This window comes from Sedimentibacter sp. (genome assembly GCF_038562225.1).
Classification (GTDB): Bacteria; Bacillota; Clostridia; order Tissierellales; family Sedimentibacteraceae; genus Sedimentibacter.
Genome location: NZ_JBCFAS010000001.1, coordinates 1,091,667 through 1,108,309 on the forward strand (window position 1 = coordinate 1,091,667; position 16,643 = coordinate 1,108,309).

Annotated in this window: 17 protein-coding genes; 3 read left to right on the forward strand and 14 right to left on the reverse strand. The window is 43.0% G+C overall.

Annotated features, from left to right (window positions below; genetic code table 11):
- Positions 1 to 1,344, forward strand: a complete 1,344-nt coding sequence (locus AAGU76_RS05130) for a TrkH family potassium uptake protein (RefSeq protein WP_342484365.1) — start codon at positions 1 to 3, stop codon at positions 1,342 to 1,344.
- 9 nt (positions 1,345 to 1,353) lie between these two features.
- Entirely contained in the window at positions 1,354 to 2,004 is a 651-nt protein-coding gene (locus tag AAGU76_RS05135) for a TrkA family potassium uptake protein (protein ID WP_342484366.1), read from the forward strand.
- Between the two features lie 24 nt (positions 2,005 to 2,028).
- Here AAGU76_RS05135 and AAGU76_RS05140 read toward each other — a convergent pair whose 3' ends face one another.
- The 3 genes from AAGU76_RS05140 to AAGU76_RS05150 all read right to left on the reverse strand — a co-directional run bounded on the left by AAGU76_RS05140 (position 2,029) and on the right by AAGU76_RS05150 (position 4,865).
- Positions 2,029 to 2,718 (reverse strand): response regulator transcription factor, encoded by a 690-nt coding sequence (locus AAGU76_RS05140; protein ID WP_342484367.1) that lies wholly within the window; start codon positions 2,716 to 2,718, stop codon positions 2,029 to 2,031.
- 1 nt (position 2,719) lies between these two features.
- Positions 2,720 to 4,147 (reverse strand): DUF4118 domain-containing protein, encoded by a 1,428-nt coding sequence (locus AAGU76_RS05145; protein WP_342484368.1) that lies wholly within the window; start codon positions 4,145 to 4,147, stop codon positions 2,720 to 2,722.
- Between the two features lie 103 nt (positions 4,148 to 4,250).
- Positions 4,251 to 4,865, reverse strand: coding sequence for a hypothetical protein (locus AAGU76_RS05150; RefSeq protein ID WP_342484369.1), 615 nt, complete (start codon positions 4,863 to 4,865; stop codon positions 4,251 to 4,253).
- Between the two features lie 188 nt (positions 4,866 to 5,053).
- Here AAGU76_RS05150 and AAGU76_RS05155 point away from each other — a divergent pair, with 188 nt between their 5' ends.
- Positions 5,054 to 6,082, forward strand: a complete 1,029-nt coding sequence (locus tag AAGU76_RS05155; protein ID WP_342484370.1) for a LacI family DNA-binding transcriptional regulator — start codon at positions 5,054 to 5,056, stop codon at positions 6,080 to 6,082.
- Positions 6,083 to 6,143: 61 nt separating this feature from the next.
- Here AAGU76_RS05155 and AAGU76_RS05160 read toward each other — a convergent pair whose 3' ends face one another.
- The 11 genes from AAGU76_RS05160 to AAGU76_RS05210 all read right to left on the reverse strand — a co-directional run bounded on the left by AAGU76_RS05160 (position 6,144) and on the right by AAGU76_RS05210 (position 16,627).
- A complete protein-coding gene (locus AAGU76_RS05160; protein WP_342484371.1) occupies positions 6,144 to 6,566 on the reverse strand; it encodes a SoxR reducing system RseC family protein in 423 nt (140 codons plus the stop codon).
- A 176-nt stretch (positions 6,567 to 6,742) separates the two neighbouring features.
- Positions 6,743 to 7,468, reverse strand: a complete 726-nt coding sequence (locus AAGU76_RS05165) for an MBL fold metallo-hydrolase (RefSeq protein WP_342484372.1) — start codon at positions 7,466 to 7,468, stop codon at positions 6,743 to 6,745.
- 18 nt (positions 7,469 to 7,486) lie between these two features.
- Positions 7,487 to 8,701 (reverse strand): ABC transporter permease, encoded by a 1,215-nt coding sequence (locus tag AAGU76_RS05170; protein ID WP_342484373.1) that lies wholly within the window; start codon positions 8,699 to 8,701, stop codon positions 7,487 to 7,489.
- Positions 8,682 to 9,386 (reverse strand): ABC transporter ATP-binding protein, encoded by a 705-nt coding sequence (locus AAGU76_RS05175; protein WP_342484374.1) that lies wholly within the window; start codon positions 9,384 to 9,386, stop codon positions 8,682 to 8,684. Before AAGU76_RS05175 ends, AAGU76_RS05170 begins: the two co-directional genes overlap by 20 nt.
- Positions 9,387 to 9,394: 8 nt before the next feature.
- A complete protein-coding gene (locus AAGU76_RS05180) occupies positions 9,395 to 10,630 on the reverse strand; it encodes an efflux RND transporter periplasmic adaptor subunit (RefSeq protein WP_342484375.1) in 1,236 nt (411 codons plus the stop codon).
- Between the two features lie 9 nt (positions 10,631 to 10,639).
- On the reverse strand, positions 10,640 to 11,407 hold the full coding sequence (locus AAGU76_RS05185; RefSeq protein WP_342484376.1) for a hypothetical protein: 768 nt from the start codon (positions 11,405 to 11,407) through the stop codon (positions 10,640 to 10,642).
- A complete protein-coding gene (locus AAGU76_RS05190; RefSeq protein ID WP_342484377.1) occupies positions 11,407 to 13,752 on the reverse strand; it encodes a DUF3160 domain-containing protein in 2,346 nt (781 codons plus the stop codon). The genes AAGU76_RS05185 and AAGU76_RS05190 overlap by 1 nt, the downstream gene beginning before the upstream one ends.
- Before the next feature lie 59 nt (positions 13,753 to 13,811).
- Positions 13,812 to 14,078 (reverse strand): DUF1905 domain-containing protein, encoded by a 267-nt coding sequence (locus tag AAGU76_RS05195; protein ID WP_342484378.1) that lies wholly within the window; start codon positions 14,076 to 14,078, stop codon positions 13,812 to 13,814.
- A gap of 2 nt (positions 14,079 to 14,080) precedes the next feature.
- Positions 14,081 to 14,515, reverse strand: a complete 435-nt coding sequence (locus tag AAGU76_RS05200; protein WP_342484379.1) for a hypothetical protein — start codon at positions 14,513 to 14,515, stop codon at positions 14,081 to 14,083.
- 95 nt (positions 14,516 to 14,610) lie between these two features.
- Complete coding sequence (locus AAGU76_RS05205) at positions 14,611 to 15,909, reverse strand: GHKL domain-containing protein (RefSeq protein WP_342484380.1); 1,299 nt, start codon at positions 15,907 to 15,909, stop codon at positions 14,611 to 14,613.
- The gene (locus tag AAGU76_RS05210; RefSeq protein ID WP_342484381.1) at positions 15,902 to 16,627 is read right to left on the reverse strand and encodes a LytTR family DNA-binding domain-containing protein; all 726 of its coding nucleotides are present in this window, start codon (positions 16,625 to 16,627) and stop codon (positions 15,902 to 15,904) included. Before AAGU76_RS05210 ends, AAGU76_RS05205 begins: the two co-directional genes overlap by 8 nt.
- Positions 16,628 to 16,643: the final 16 nt, after the last annotated feature.

Here is a 16,643-nt window from a genome sequence, read left to right on the forward strand (position 1 = left end):
ATGTTTGCAATTAAAAAAATAAAACTTAATTATACTGAAATAATAGTGTTCGGCACATTTGCCATAATTTTTATGGGAGGACTTCTGCTGAGCCTTCCCATTTCATCCAGGGAAGGAATACCAACACCATTTTCGGATTCACTTTTCACAGCTGCCTCGGCCTTTTGCGTAACTGGTCTTGTCATTTACGACACTTATACGCACTGGTCGCTTTTCGGTCAGACCGTTATACTATTATTGATTCAAATAGGCGGTCTCGGCTTCATGACGGTAATAACCCTGTTTTCTCTGTTTTTGAGGAGGAGGATAGGACTCAAGGAAAGAAGGCTTCTGATGGAATCAGCCAACACCATGAAACTGGGAGGCATTGTGCTTCTGGTAAAGAAAATCATCATAAGGACTGCAATTTTTGAAAGCATTGGCGCCGCAGTGCTTACACTGAGCTTTTACAGACAGATGGGCTTCAAGGAAGGGCTTTACAACGGAATTTTCCATTCCGTATCAGCATTTTGCAATGCAGGTTTCGACCTGATGGGCAAGTACGGACAAAATTCTTCGCTGACACACTTTTACGACAACCCTGCGGTTAACTTCACCGTAATGGCCTTAATAGTTGTTGGAGGTTTAGGTTTTGTGGTTTGGGATGACATAGCAAACAAAAAGCTTGATTATAAACATTACCACCTGCATACAAAGCTTGTTCTCACGGCAACCCTCATACTCATATTCGGAAGCGCCATCTTGTTCTTCATAGTTGAGAGAGAAAGCGGCATGGCTGGCCTGAGCCTTGGACAGAGATTGATGGCATCCATGTTTCAGTCAGTAACCAGCAGAACCGCAGGATTTAATACCATTAGCCAGAACGGGTTATCCGAAGGCGGCACGCTGCTCACAATAATTCTTATGATCATCGGGGGAAGCCCTGGATCAACTGCAGGCGGAATCAAGACAACCACCTTTGCGGTGCTTCTCATCGGAGCGCTGTCAAACGCAAAACAAAGCACTGAAATTTCAGCATTTAAGAAAAGACTTGAAAGCGACGCGCTGAAAAAGGCCAGTGCCATAACCATCATCTACATGTTTGCAGCTATTTCGGCAGTATTTCTCATCTGCTCCATGCAGAACTTTACTCTGACCGAGGTAATGTTTGAAGTGTTCTCGGCCCTTGGCACCGTTGGACTGTCTCTGGGCATAACATCGAACCTGAGCCTGATTTCCAAAGCCTTGATAATGCTCTTGATGTATGGCGGAAAGGTCGGCGTTCTTTCCGTAGCTATGGTTCTTGCTGAAAGGAAAGAACCGGCTCCCCTCAGCAGACCGCTGGAAAAAATTATAATTGGATAGGAGAATATTATGAAATCAGTATTGATAATAGGAATGGGTGCCTTCGGACGTCATTTGGCACTTAAAATGATAGATCTGCAAAATGATGTCATGATAGTAGACAAAGATGCGGCAATAATAGAAGACATGGCCAGCCAGGTTCCTGATGCTCAGATTGGCGACTGCACCAAGGAAGATGTACTCAGAGCCCTTGGAGTTGGAAACTTTGATGTATGCTTCGTAACCATCGGAGACACGTTCCAGTCGTCCCTTGAAATAACATCGCTGCTGAAGGATCTAGGAGCCAAGTACGTAATATCCAAGGCAAGCAGGGACATACAGGCAAAATTTCTGCTGAAAAACGGAGCAGATGAAGTTGTGTATCCCGATAAGGACATGGCTGAAAAACTTGCCATCAGATGCAGTGCCAATAACGTGCTGGATTATTTCTCCATAACAAACGATTATTCCATATTCGAAATTCCCATAATGAAAAGCTGGACTGGAAGAACCATAGAAGAAGTTAGCGTAAGAAAGAAGTACCACCTGAACATTTTGCTCATAAAAAACGGAAGCAACGTAGTGACGCTTCCCAAGGCAGATTACATGTTCAAGGAAGACGACCTGATACTTGTTCTCGGAAGATCTGAAGATGTCCTGAAGTTTACAAACAGTCTATAATATAAGCGCCCTGGCGGGCGCTTTTCATTCTTCCGCAAAACGGTATCCCACACCTATTTCAGTGAGGATAAACCGCGGGCTAGAAGTATCCTTTTCGATTTTTCTTCTGAGGCTGGCCATGAACACACGTATGCTCTTGGAATCTCCTTCTTCTCCGTATCCCCAGACTTCTTTTGATATCTGGCTGTGTGTGACAACTTTTCCTCTGTTTGCAATAAGTAGAAGCAAAAGCTTGTATTCAATGGGAGTCAGATGAACTTCGGTGTCGTCCACCAATATCCTGTGTTTTTCGCTGTCAACTGTCAGGCAGTCAAATTTGTACACGCTTTCAGGCACATGCGCCGTCTCCCTTTCTATGAGCCTTTCCATGACTCTGATTCTGGCCATGAGCTCTCCCATGGAAAATGGTTTTGTCACATAGTCGTTGGCTCCTGCATCTAGAGCTGATATCTTGTCTGAGTCCTGCTCTCTGGCTGATACTATTATCATCGGGATGTTCGAAACATTCCTTACCTGTTTTATTATTTCTACCCCGTCTATGTCCGGAAGGCCCAGATCAAGAAGCATTATGTCGGGGTTTTCCGTGCAGAAGCTTAATATCCCTTCATTGCCGTTTCTTGCTGTGAGAATGGAATAACCTTTAGCCTTTAAAGCCATTGTAACAAAGTTGATTATTTTGTTGTCATCTTCAATTACCAGTATCTTTGCAGCCATATTAAACCTCCAGGGGAAGCATGACCGTAAACAATGCTCCGCCAGTTTCTTTGTTTTTTGCAGTGATGGTTCCTCTGTGGGCAGTGACAATTTCCTTGCAGATGGAAAGGCCCAGCCCCACACCCAAATGCGAGTCTGCAATCTTGCTCTTTTGTATAGTCACAAACCCGTCAAATATCTTGTGCATTATGTCCGGATCTATGCCAACACCGTTGTCAGAAACTTCAAAAACAGCATAATTTTCACGGGTGTAAGCCCTTAAAAAAATCTGCGCTTCATCTCCTGCATGTTTGTATGCATTGTCCAGCAGATTCACAAGCATCTGGACAATCAGTCTTCCTTCCACAGGAACAAGTATTATATCCTCAGGTACCACCACATGAAGCCTTCCTGATGAAGCAAGGTGCGGAACATGGGTTATGGTCTGGCTCACTATGTCATCGACTGCTTCGTAATCCTTTTTAAGCACAATGTGCCCTTCGCTGAACCTGGTCATGTCAAGGATGTTCTGAACGGTATTTATCAGCCATGTTGATTCGTCGCATATGTCACAGGCAAGCTTTTTCACCGACTTTGAATCCAGATTATCATAGCTTTCAAGTATGAGCTCTCCTGCTCCCCGTATACCTGTAAGCGGTGTTCGAAGGTCGTGTGAGATGCTTCTTAAGAGCGTGCTTTTCAAATGCTCGCTTTCCATCTCGATTTTTATGTTGTGCCGTTCCTCGTTTATGAACTCTCTGTCAAGAACAATAGCCATCAGGTACACTATGGCCTTGATTATCATTTCGTTTTCCTTTATTATGCCGGAACTCACGGCTGCAATGTGCATGACTCCTATTTTCTTGGCAATTCCCTTTATCGGGATGATGTGCATGCCTTCCCTGCAGTCATCAGTGCATTCCGGAAGACCTTCGGTGCTGAAAACCCTGTGGTCTGCATCAAGCTTAACATAGCAGCCGTATCCCGTGTAATCCTTTATATAGTTAATACCCTTTATTATTACATTTTCTTTGCCTGTAACATTAAGAAAGCCTTTTGTGACCTCGTACATGAGATTTGCTGTTCTTTCGTTTCTTTTTGCAGCCTGCGTCTGCTTCTGAAGCTTTGTAGTAATTGTGCTTGCAATGAGGGAAGCCATGAGGAAAAACACTATGAGCACAAAATCACGGGTATTGCTTATTTTCAGACTGTGGTAGGGCTCAGTGAAGTAATAGTTGAACAAAAGACCGCTTAGTACTGCTGCCAGACCGCTGTATATGTATCCTCTTGTAACGGTTGTGGCAGCCAGAACTCCGACAATAAAAACCATCAGTGAATTTTCCTTCCCTATGCCGAAGCTGTTCATAATCAGCGAAAGTACAGTTGATGTTCCGCATATTGCAACCACTTTGGCCAAATATATCAAGTTGGTTAACCTCTCCTTATTCATACAGTACCTCTTGAGTTTAATGAATATATTATAACACAGGATGCAAAAAACGAATACCTTTTAAATAATAAGCGCACGCCATTAAAATTGACATGCGCTTTCTTCATATCATGGAAAATGATACGAATCCTCCTCCTAAGGTTGTGGTCCTGTACCATAAATCCAGGTCGATTGTTTTTATCATCCCCTCGTCCAGTATCTGAGCATGAAATATCTTGTCCTTTTCCAGGCTGAGAGAAATCAATGTAACCCAGTGCCATTTGTCAAGGCGGCATTCTTCTCCATTGCACAGATTTAAAAATGCAATGGGAATATCTTCTTCCAGGGATCCTTTTATGAAGTCAATTACTTTTTCGTAAGAAGGCCGGTTCGCCGCATCCTTCGGTATATCCAGCACTTCAAAGTCAGCCTTTCTTCCGTTGCTGTCTGCATAGGACAAGAATCCCTCGTAAAATATCTTTGTGGTGTTCACACCCCTTAAGGTGGGAGTTACGTGATCCCACATTTCATTCATTATGGATATGGCGCTTCCCTTGTCGATGTGCTTTACCTTGTTGCAGTATATTACGATATTTGAAGCTGTCGTAGGCCCGCAGCCTGCCATTCTCTGCCATTTTCTTGCATACCATTCCTGATTGCAGCCGCAGTAAACACTGCAGCTTTTATCGTCCTTTATTTCAAAATATTCCGGATTTTTCAGAATCTTATTTGTCATCATTCTCACCGCCACTTTACCGTTTCGCAGCCCGTTTGCCGGGATTATTGGCTGCAACAATCAATTATAACACAAATTATGATGGAATTTCAATTATGTTATTCGTCATCCACTGTAAATGTTTTCAATATATGTTGACTTTTAATTAATTTAGATTTATAATCTATAAACGTTTAAATAAGGACTGAAAAATGAAAATTACCATTAAGGAAATAGCTAAGGAAGCCAATGTGTCCATTGCCACCGTATCAATGGTCATAAACAAAAAGGATGAAAATATAACAGAAGCCACAAGAAACAGGGTGCTGGATGTTGTCAAAAAGTACAACTACATACCCAATGCCATGGCTGGAAGCCTTGTGACCCAAAGAACTCACATAATAGGTCTTGTTCTGCCTGACATCATGAACCCATTTTTCCCGGGTATTGCCAGAGGCGCAGAAGACAAAGCTAATCAGTCAGGATACAGCATAATATTCTGTAATTCCGATGACAAGCTGGAAGTTGAAGAAAAATATATTGAATCGCTGACAAAAAAAATGGCAGACGGCATTATCATAGCCCATTCTTCAAGCAGCGAGAAAATGTCTGAGGTACTTGAAAGGTGCAAGGTTCCAATCATCCTCATAGACAGAGATTTCGACAATGACAACATATGCGGCAAAGTCCTAGTGGACAATGCCAGCGGAGCCTGCAGGGCAGTGAACTATCTTATAGAAAACGGCTATAAAAAAATAGCCTACCTTTCAGGTTCACTGAAAACAAGAACAGCTTACGACAGGCTTGAAGGATACAGAAAAGCTTTGAAGGACAACAACATTGAATTCTGTGAAAATCTGGTGAAGTACGGAGAATACAGGATTGAATGGGGACGTGAAGGCGTAAAGAGACTTCTGGAGGAAAATGAGAAGTTCGATGCGATATTTTGCGGAAATGACCTGATTGCAATCGGAGCAATGAAAGAACTGAAGGAAAACGGATATTCCATACCAAAGGACGTAGGTGTTATGGGATATGACGACATATACATGGCAAGCCTTGTGGAGCCATCCCTTACAACCGTAAGGCAGCCCAATTACCAGATGGGTTACAAGGCCATGGAGCTTCTTGAAGAAAGGCTGAAAAAGGCTCCGGGCAGCAGGAGCAGTTCCGGGAACCTGAAGACAATCACACTGGATACGGAAATAGTGGTTAGAGATTCCGTAAGAAAAATAAAATGAAACGATTATTTGTAATTCGTTTCATTTTTTTATTCAGATTATTGCTTTGCTTGAACGTAAACTAGTAGTCAGACAATTTTTTGCCTATTAAAAATTTTGATGCTTTTTCCTTCATCCTGCGTCTGTCATGCAGGTAAATAACCAGCTGCGATGCAACCAGTGAAAAAAACACCCCAAGGGCCGAAAAAGCTTCCTTGTTCTTAAAAACACTAATCCCCTGCACTGCAGCAATGGAAACTGCCATAAGCGTCAGCGGCAGCAGATACTGCATCAGCCTGTTTGCTTTCTCCGCTTCGCCTCTGGCCTCAATTTCCACGCGGTCTCCCGGCTGCAAATCATCTGTCACCTGTGTTACTATCCTTTCGGAATAAAGATGGCAACCTGCGGAGCAATGTCTGCACCTGTCCTTGCAGGGCAGCTCCTTTTTTATTAATATGGTTGCATCCTTACCATTCTTTTTTTCTATGATTCCTATGAGAGTCATACGATGTCCTTTCAACTTCCAACAAATAATTTCCTACGGATTGTTATACCCTGTTTTTAAAATTCAAATATTAATACATTGTAACATGTAAGGTTCTCACGCTGAACAGGAAAATAATAACAAATAAGGGGCTGTTGCATTAGTAAATGTACTTAATGCAACAGCCCGATAATCTGTTATTCAACCACTTCGATTTCTGTTTCCCCCAGCCACCCTATGAGCTCTTCCTTGCTTAATGGCTCCATGTGGCCGAACAGAGCAGTGTGAAAATCCATTTTCCTTAGATTTTCTGTGAGGCTCTTCAGTTTATCCCTGTAGTATACTGGCTCGCCGTGATGGAAGTCCTCGCTTATAATGTCGCCGATGAACACCGTTTTTTCAGATGGAACATAAACCACACAGCAGTCATCCGCATGGGAACTTTCAAGCCTCATTATGCTGCAGCGTACATTCCCAAGATCCATGTGGAGATTTTCTTCAAACACGATATCTGCAGTCTTAACGGTTATTTTGGTTCTATCTTCATATTCCCTTCGTATCATTGTGTCGCAGAACTCTATGTCCTCTCCGCTTTTAAGTCTCGCCTTCATGGCATCATCAGACCATTCCCAACTACTCATAGCTTTAAGATGTTCATTGGTGTATGTGCATGCAATGGACGGAGCATCAATGGCGTCCATGCCGTATGTATGGTCCCAGTGTGAATGTGTTATTGCAACAAAGTCCGGATATTTCAAGCCTTCCTTTGAAATTTCACTCATGAACAATTCAACGTGCTTCCTGGAATTTCCTGCATCCACCATGAGGCAGTACTTTTCTCCCTTTATGTACCCCAATATGGGTCTGTCTGTTTCCTGGTTGTGAGGCAGATAGTAAATTCTTTCCGATAATTTTTTCAGCATAATGTCTCCTTAACTTAATTATTCATATCTCAGCGCTTCTATAGGATCTGCCTTTGCTGCCTTCCTGGCCGGGTAATAACCGAAAAATATACCTATTACCATTGCAAATATAACTGCCGCCACAACAGCAGCAGGATTTACAACGATCGGTATGGATATGAATGATCCTCCCAGAGTTACAAGTCCTATTCCAAGCGCCGTTCCTGCAACTCCTCCTATGGCAGAAAGCGTTGCCGATTCAATCAAAAACTGAAACAGCACATCCTTGGTCCTGGCTCCCAGTGCCTTCTTAATTCCGATTTCCCTTGTCCTTTCAGTCACAGACACCAGCATTATGTTCATTATTCCTATTCCGCCTACCACCAGGGATATGGCGGCAATGCAGGCTACAGCTATTGATAGGCCTCCGACTATGCTGTTCACCTGAGCCTGATCCTCTTCAACAGTGTAAAACATATAGTTTTCTTCTGTCCTGTTTTTAAGATTTGCTATGAATTTAAGCATCTCCTTCCCTACAGGTTCCACTGAAAAATCTTCATTTACAAACACATCAAGGCTGTAAAACCCATAACCTGACGAAAAGGCCATGGTGTATGGCACGAAGCTGTCCTCATAGACATCCTGTCCCTGCAGCAGTGACAGAACAGGCGACTGCTCATCTTTGTACACTCCTACCACAAGAAGGTCTTCCATGCTGTTTTCAATTTTAACCCTCACTGTCATTCCCGTGGCGTTTTCTCTTCCAAACAGCTTAATTGCTGCTTCCTTTTCCAGGACAATAATCCTTGCCTTTCTGTCCACATCGCTCTTGCTTATCATTCTGCCGTAAAGCATCTTTATGTCCTGAACCTTGTCGTACCCGCCGTCTATGCAGGCCATCCTCAGCTTAACCGTATCTTTTTTTACTGTAACGTCGCTTCTCAGATTCTCGTTTGGTCCCATGTACACAATCTTATCTTTGAATCTTTCCTTCAGAAGCTTGATGTCTTCATTGTAAAAAAAATCCGTGGACCTGAAATTGTCTATGTTTCCTACATACAACACGGCTCTGTTTTTGCCTATGCCCTTGTATATGTCATCCATGACGCCCTTCATGCTGTCTCCTATGGACACTATTGCGATGACGGAGCTTATTCCTATTATAATCCCAAGCATTGTCAGAAGCGAGCGCATTTTATTGGACAATATTGACAAAAATGCGATTTTTACGTTTTCAAACCACACTGTGCTCACCTTCCTTCCTGGTGTCACTGACAATCTGACCGTCTTTAAACAATATGACTCTTTCTGCGTGCAAAGCGATGTCAGGTTCGTGTGTTACAAGTATGACTGTACATCCTTCCCTGTTGAGCTCTTCAAAGATTTCGATTATTTCTTCCGACGACTGGGTATCAAGGTTTCCGGTAGGCTCATCAGCAAGAATGATGGGAGGATTGTTTGCCAGTGCCCTGGCGATGGCTGCCCTTTGCTTCTGGCCTCCCGACAGCTCGTTAGGCATGTGGTTTATTCTGTCCTTAAGATTGACTTTTTCAAGAAGCTCCAGTGCCCTGTCCCTTCTGACGGAAGACTTCACTCTGGCATAGATCATGGGAAGCTCCACATTTCTTAAGACGCTGGTCCTGGGTATGAGATTGAATGCCTGAAACACAAATCCTATTTTTTTGTTTCTGATGAGCGAAAGTTCATCTGCGTTTTGCTTATCTATTTCCAGAGAATCCAGAACATACCTGCCGGAGGAAGGCCTGTCGAGACAGCCCAGAATATTCATAAGAGTTGATTTTCCAGAGCCCGATTGTCCCATGATGGCTATGAATTCTCCTCTTTTTATTTCTAGGTTCACATTCTTCAGGGCATGCACCTGCACAGAACCGGTGCTGTATATTTTATTCAGATCTTTTATTGTAATTAACTCTTCCATGGCCATACCTATTCTTTTTCTTCGTTTTGCTTTACCGCCATGCCGTCGGTCAGCGTGTAATCCGGATTTACTACAACCTTCATTCCTTCTTCAAGGCCGCTGCCTGATATTTCCGTTTCAAGGTCTGTCTCAAGACCTGTCTCTACCTGTATGGTCATAAGAGTTCCATCATCCTTAACAACGTAAATCCTGCTTTGTTCGTTTTCATCCTGAAGTATTGCACCTGATGGAACAGCAAATACATCTTCTGATTTGTCAACCTTTATTTTGGCTGTGGCAGCCACGCCTGCTATGAGGCTTTCAGGTTTTTTCGTCACTTCAATCAGCACGGGTATGACCCTTTCCATGTCGTTGTTGTCCTTCTGCTCTGCTGTTGGAGAAATTCTTGCCACTGTTCCATCTGCAAAATCACTTCCAAGAATATCAGAATATATTTCAGCTGCCTGACCTTTTTTTATTTTTCCTATGTCAAATTCGCTCACTGAAACTTTCATTTGAAGTTTAGAAAGATTCTCCACCACAAACATTGCCTTTTCGTCCTCGGTGTCTTTTGCATATCTTCCGATGTTCACATTTACTCTGGTCACCGTTCCGTCAATGGGGCTTTTGATGTAGAGCTTATCCATGTCCTCTTTTTTCCGTTCAAGATCCTGCTTTTGTATTTCAATTTGCTTTTCCTCCGCAGGGCTTAGGCTAACCCTTCCGTTTGATGCATTGTAGCTTTCAATGTTCTTTTTTGTTTCAGCCAGGCTGGTTTCGATTTTTTTGAATGACTCTTCGGTTATGATTCCGTTTTCGTAAAGTGTCTTGCTGCTTTCCATGTTGTCTTCCAGACTTATAAGTTCCATGAGCGCCTTGTCGTATTCAATCTGCATGGTTCTTTGTTTTTCCTGCTGCTGAAGAATTACAAGCTCCAGCTGGTTTTCCTCAGCCTGAATTTCCTTTTCCAGCTCTTCCTTGTCAAGAACGGCCAGCACCTGGTCCTTGGTCACAATGTCCCCTTCCTTGACCTTTATGTCGATTATCTCATAGTTTAAGGCAGACACAACCTCTGCCTTTTCCACTCCCTCCAGGGGAGCCTTGACAGAAATAATCTGCTCGATTGTCTTTTTCTCCAAATTAGAAACATTTGCTGCAAAGGCTGGTTCTGTCTTCCCTTTTGATTTCCTGTAAAATAATGCAATAATTACTGCAGCGGCAATCAGCAAAATAATTGCCCTTTTTCGTGTAAAAATCTTTTTCATTTCACTCTCCTAATGATTCAATAAGATGCTTTTATTCAGTCCGTAAAAATCAAGCTCAGCATATTCCCTGCCGTCTTGTTTTACGGTTTTTATTGACTTGACGCGGTTAAAAATCCCGCTTGTGTTCATGTTTTCAAAGCCGAAACCTGCAAAGTGATAAAATCCAATCCTGTATTGGCCGTTTTCGTTTTCCTCAAGCACAGCGGCAGCATCAAATCCCAGTCCGAAAAAATCCCCGAAAGCTATGTCCTTCAAATCCCACGTGCTGAAGTACGAACCTAGCCATTTCTTCACTAGTTTTTCGCCGTCCCACGAATAAAAAAACGGTCTTCTTCTAACCTGGCTGTAAAACGTGGTGTCTTTCTGCACTCCTATTAATATGTCTGCCTGGCTGTCACTTTCCAGGCGGCACACATCAATCTTCCAGGGTTTTAAGCCTGAGAAATCCTCCCTGTACATTTCCTCGGCAATAATGTTTCCCGACTCTTCATAAATATCGTAGAAAACAACATCTTTACCATACCCTTCATAATTTCCCGATGTAAGGGCAATTATCTCCTGGCTTGAGTCCCCGTCAATGTCATAAGTTTTGAAGCTTAACAGCCGTTCATCCATAAGTTTTTGCTGCGAAAACCCGCCGGATGTTAAAATAAATCCTCCCGATTCATGCAGCTTCAGGATTTTTCCGTCCACGTTTATGCATAACTCAGGCTGCCTGTTCAGGAACCAGGCAGCCGCCGCTGCAATTATCAAAATCGCTGCAATGCATTTCTTCATCACTTGGACCAGTCAGGGTTAATGTCTCCCTGTATTGTCACATGGTTTCCTTCACCGGATATGAACGAGTAAGTCCATTCAGGCTTTGAAACCATCTCTACAGGTTCTTTCATTTCCATTATCTCAAAGTAGTCCTGATTGTCCGGAACAGACTGAATATTGTTTTCGTCCGTGACTTCACTTTCTTCATAGCTGCCGGTCTTTGGATTATACACCATGGCATGTTTTTCCACCCCTATCATGCTGTGCCACTTTGAATCTGTAAGCCTTTCTTGGGTGAGAAACTCATAGTAGTTGAACAGCGCCCCTTTGGCAAGGTACGTCTTGCCGTTTGTTCTGCACGCCACGTAAATCTCAAGTGGAAGGCCGTTTCCTATTTCAAGGTAGCTTGAATAAGGATATGCTTCACTTGGAGCAACTGTGGCAATATCTGCAATGAGTGCCGTGGTGTATTCGTTTCCTGTATCTATGTTTTCTTCCCACATCATGCTGTTTATAATCTGAACCAGGGAATCTATTCTGCCGCCGTAGGTGTAAAGCCTGTAGTTTTCTTCTTCGGTTACCGCCACATTTGTCAGTTCCTTTACAGACACGGTCATGAGCGTGTCATATGCTTCAATCATGCTGTCTAGAACGTTTGATGACGGTTCGTTGAGCATGCCTCTTATATTCAGGTGTTCCTTGGTATACTGTGCAAGCCACTTTAGTTTTGCGTACACCTCAACATTGGGTTCCACGTAGTTGTACGGAATGAATTCAGGTCCTCCTCCCATTTCGGCCACAGCCTGTTTCATGTAAAGTATGGAGTCGTGCTTTAGTTCGGCATAGCTTCCCAGTGCAGTGTGAATGTTCTTATCCGTCCATTTTTCGCTTCTCATGAAGCCAGGCATTCCTTCCATGTCAGCAAAGCTCGAAGCTGAGGATTTTATGCACCACAGCCACCCCTTGTACAGGTCTTTGCTCCACTGTTCATCCGTAAATCCTGCCTGCTTTTCCTTCATGAGGTTAAGATTCGTCTCGTATCCGCCCCACATTTCCTTCGGCTTATAATACTTATCCAGCAGCTCTTCTGCTCTTTCGCTGCCAAGAGCTGCTGCAACATCAAGACCTGAAGGCACCGGCCTAAGTATCGGCTCCATGAGATTCTGCAATGTTTCTGCGTCAAAGGAATACCTCTGCCCCATGAATCTGAACTGCCTGCCGGCAGCAGCATTTACAGAACTGTATTTTGGCTTTATTTCAAGCTCTGGCAGCAGCAGCGCTTCCTTTAAAAGCTCATCATGGTATGATTCATCCTTAAACAGCCTCAAATCGGGATCCTTGCCGTAGACATTAGTGACAAGCTCTCTTAGCCTGAAGATTCCGATATCGTCGGACAGCCCCACATACAGAGCCGTGGTGGAATATATATTTTCGTAATCTTTGAAGCTTTCCTCGCTTTTAAGAGTGAGGCAGGTTATAATCATGGATTTGACCATGCTGTCAATATCCAGCACAGGCTCCTCTTTTGTCTCGTCAAACACCGGAAACCCTGCAAGTCCGTACCACATCATTGCCCTGAAATACCTTTCCAGCACTTCGTTGCCTGCGTAATGTCCCCTTACGGTGAACTGGGAATAGTCCATATCCTTCTTCAGTGTGGGTGACTTGCTGAATCCCTCTGATGACTGTATGAGAGATATTTCCTCTTCTGACAGGGCTTTAATTTCCTCAGGCACGTCAGCATCCTGAATGTCCGCATCCAGCAGCATTGCACCTGTAAGAAAGTATGACGACACGAATTTCAGCTCTTCCTTCAAAACAGAGTATTCTTCATTTAGATAGGCTTCCAGGCTTTCATGAAGCATGTTTTTAGAAAGACTTATTAGCTTGTCTGACAGGGATGATGCTTCCACCATCTTCAGCGAACTGTCATAGTACAGATGGTACATGTGCAGGGCTGAATCAACGGTTATGAAAGTTGGTATGTTTTTATACAGGGAACTTTCATACACGTGGTGCAGCTTTGCAAATTCGTAGCTTGGTTCAAGCACCACAAAACCGTCCTCGGAAATAGACGTTTTCTGTTTTTCGGTGAAACCGTCAAACTGGCCTGCATTAAACAGGTCTGACAAGTCTTTTTTGACGCTGTATTCTTCTGCATCCGGTTTAAAATCAGGAAGGCTGTAATCCACATGAACCGTGTATTCGGACATATCCATTTCCCATGATTTCGGAACTTCCTTTTGAATGTCCTCTGCAGGTTTTTCAATTTCTACTTTTTTGTCATTGGTGGAACATGAAGTTAAAGTCTGGCTTAAAACCACAATTGCAAACAACGCTGCAACTAATTTTCTTTTTCCCATAAGACCTCCCTGTAAACAAAAAATAAAGAAAACAAAGACAGCATACGCTGTCATTTAAATCATCTTTCTCTTATAGTAACATGAACCGTATCGCCGGGTTCCTTTTTAATTTTTTGTCTGATATCCTTCCTGACGCCGATAATATGACCGGGTGTTCCCATTCTCACAAGGCTTCCTTCGTATTCCACACCGTCAAATGTGGCATGGACCTTCACTCTTCCCTTGTTAAACTCTTCTCTGACGTCGTAAGGAAACTCCACATATGCTCCGTCAATATCCGGAACCTTCTTCAGTTCTGCATCAAATTCGTATGTTTTCTCATTCATAATTACCCCGCATTCTTAATTTTTTCCCCTATCCTGGTTTTAAGATGCATTCTTGCTCTGTTAAGCTCCCTGTACAGGCCGTGCTTTGTGTACCCACAGGCTTCTGCCAGATCATCTATCCTGTAGTCAAGCATGTCTCTCCACACGATTGCAACCCTGTTTACGGGTTCTAACGAAAGAACTGCACCGCAAACGGTGTTAGTGTCGTTATTGTCTGCAGAAAAATGAACATAATTCATTTCAGGCTTCGCAAGAAATATACGCATAACCTCCGATGCTGCATGCTTAAGAGCAACTGAAGGAACTTCTCCATCTTTGGAAAACTCCAAGGAAGAACTTTCAATTGCAGCTTCAGCCATTTCTCCGGCTGCCCCCGCTTCGCCGGTAAGCCTGAAAGCTATTGTGTACACTTTATTGAAATATTCGTTTATTCCCAAGGTATTCCTCCATTTACATTTATCCTGACTATAATATCACAAAAAATATCGCTGTGCCCCGTTTTGTAATAATTAATATGCCCTGATGTAAAAACTCAACGCTGCACGCCAGCGCTGTTGTAGATGAGTACATCCACATAAAACATGCCTTTGCTGTGGCGGATGGACATGGTTCCGTTGTAGTTTTCCAGAGACTTTTTTACGCTCACAAGTCCAAGGCCGTGGCGCTGTTTGTCCTCACTTGACGTCTCCAGCCTGCCGTTCTTGTAGTTAAGGTTTCCGTCATAAGTGTTTGCTATGTTAATATACAAAACATTGTTTTCCAGTTCTGCTGAAACCTTTACCATCTTTTCGGTCTTTGACCTGGAAGCCCCTTCAATGGCGTTGTCAAGGAGGTTTCCGAATACCACGCTCAGGTCGAAGGGTCTTATGTTAAGTTTCTCAGGTATGCTAAGATTTATTTCAGTCTTTATGCCGTATAATTTAGCCTTGTCCATCTTGTAGTTGATGATTGAATCAATTTCAGCGTTTCCGGTTTTGGAATATTCGCCTGAATAGTTGATGTAATCTGACAAAGTGGCAAGGTAATCCGACATCCCTTCGCAGTCTTCCCTTTCCATGAGAGACTTCAGGGACATAACGTGGTTTTTTATGTCATGTCTCAATACCCTTAAGTTTTCCTGGGACTGGTTAATTACTTCCAGCTGCTTCAAGTATGCGCTGTTTTGCTGCTGCAGCAGCACTTTTTCCATTTTTTCATCATATGACCTCATGAGAGCATCATAGAAATAAAACACGAACACGTTGATGACAAACAGTATTACAATGCTAACTATCATGCCGGCAATGTTTTCCGAATGTACCTCAGTTATAAGCATAAGAGCCGAAACAAGGGTGCCAGCAGGAATTACAAATATTGAAAGCCAGTGAAGGTATGATACGTTGATGTTGTTCTTAACCATCTTGAAATTCGAGAGGAAAAGCATCACTGTGTATGAAAGTATCTTTATGCTTATCATCCCTGAGATCACCGGCAGATCTCTGTCCATTGACATGACGGTTATGTCGAAATATCCCATAATCAGAACAACCAGCGTTTCAATAATCATTAAAATGGTGTATATTGACACCGAGGCAATGAGCCGTGTCCTGAAGGTTGCTTCATAGTTGTAGGTCAAAAGAAAAAACATCACCAGGTTGGAGGCCACATTCAATGCCATATTGTTGAATGCGATGAAAAGTAGACTGTTTACAAAGAAATACATTATATATGAGATGCTTTCAACTCTTCTGTCGGTTTCACGGCAGTCAAAAAAAATCGCCATGAACCTGTAAATTGTGTATGTGCTGAAAACATTTGTTATAAGGTAGACTATGATAACATTGTTAGTCATGATGACCCCTCTGCTTTCTGTCGAGCAGCCGCTCCCTCACTGCCTTCCTGTTGTTCTGGCTTATGGTCAGCACTTCCTTGTTGGACATCTTCACATATTCATAAGTATATTCGATGACATGGGAGAAGTTTATGAGATAGCTTTTATGTATCATGATAAAGTCCTGGCTGTTCAGCTGTTCCTCTACTTGAGAAAGCTTTCCGTAAAAACTTTTCACATCGTCCATGAGGATGATGTTGACCTTTCTTCCTTCGCTTTCAAAGTATAAAACATCACCAACCTGAACGCTGAAATTCACGCTTCCGTTCTTGTATTCGAAAAACCTTCTGCCGTCTCCAAGAAGCTTTACGGCCCTGGTCAAAACAGATTCCACCTTTTCTTCCGAAACCGGCTTTACCAGGAAATTCAAAGGCCTTATTTCAAAAAGCTCCATAGCATAGCTTTCCTTCCCGGAAACATAGACTATCTGAGTAACCTCGTCGTTGAGGTCATTCCGTATCCTTTTTCCCACTTCCACACCGTTTATTTTATTCATTTCGATGTCGAGAAAAATGACGTCAAAACTGCTGCCATCCTCCAGAAACCTGCACAGCTCCTCTCCCGAGTAGAAAACTTCCGTCTCAATACTTTCATTTAACTTTTCGCCTGCCAGAAGGATTATTTCTTCCAGCTGCATGCAAATCGATTTATCATCGTCACAAATTGCAATTCGTAACATAACATCCCCGCTTTAA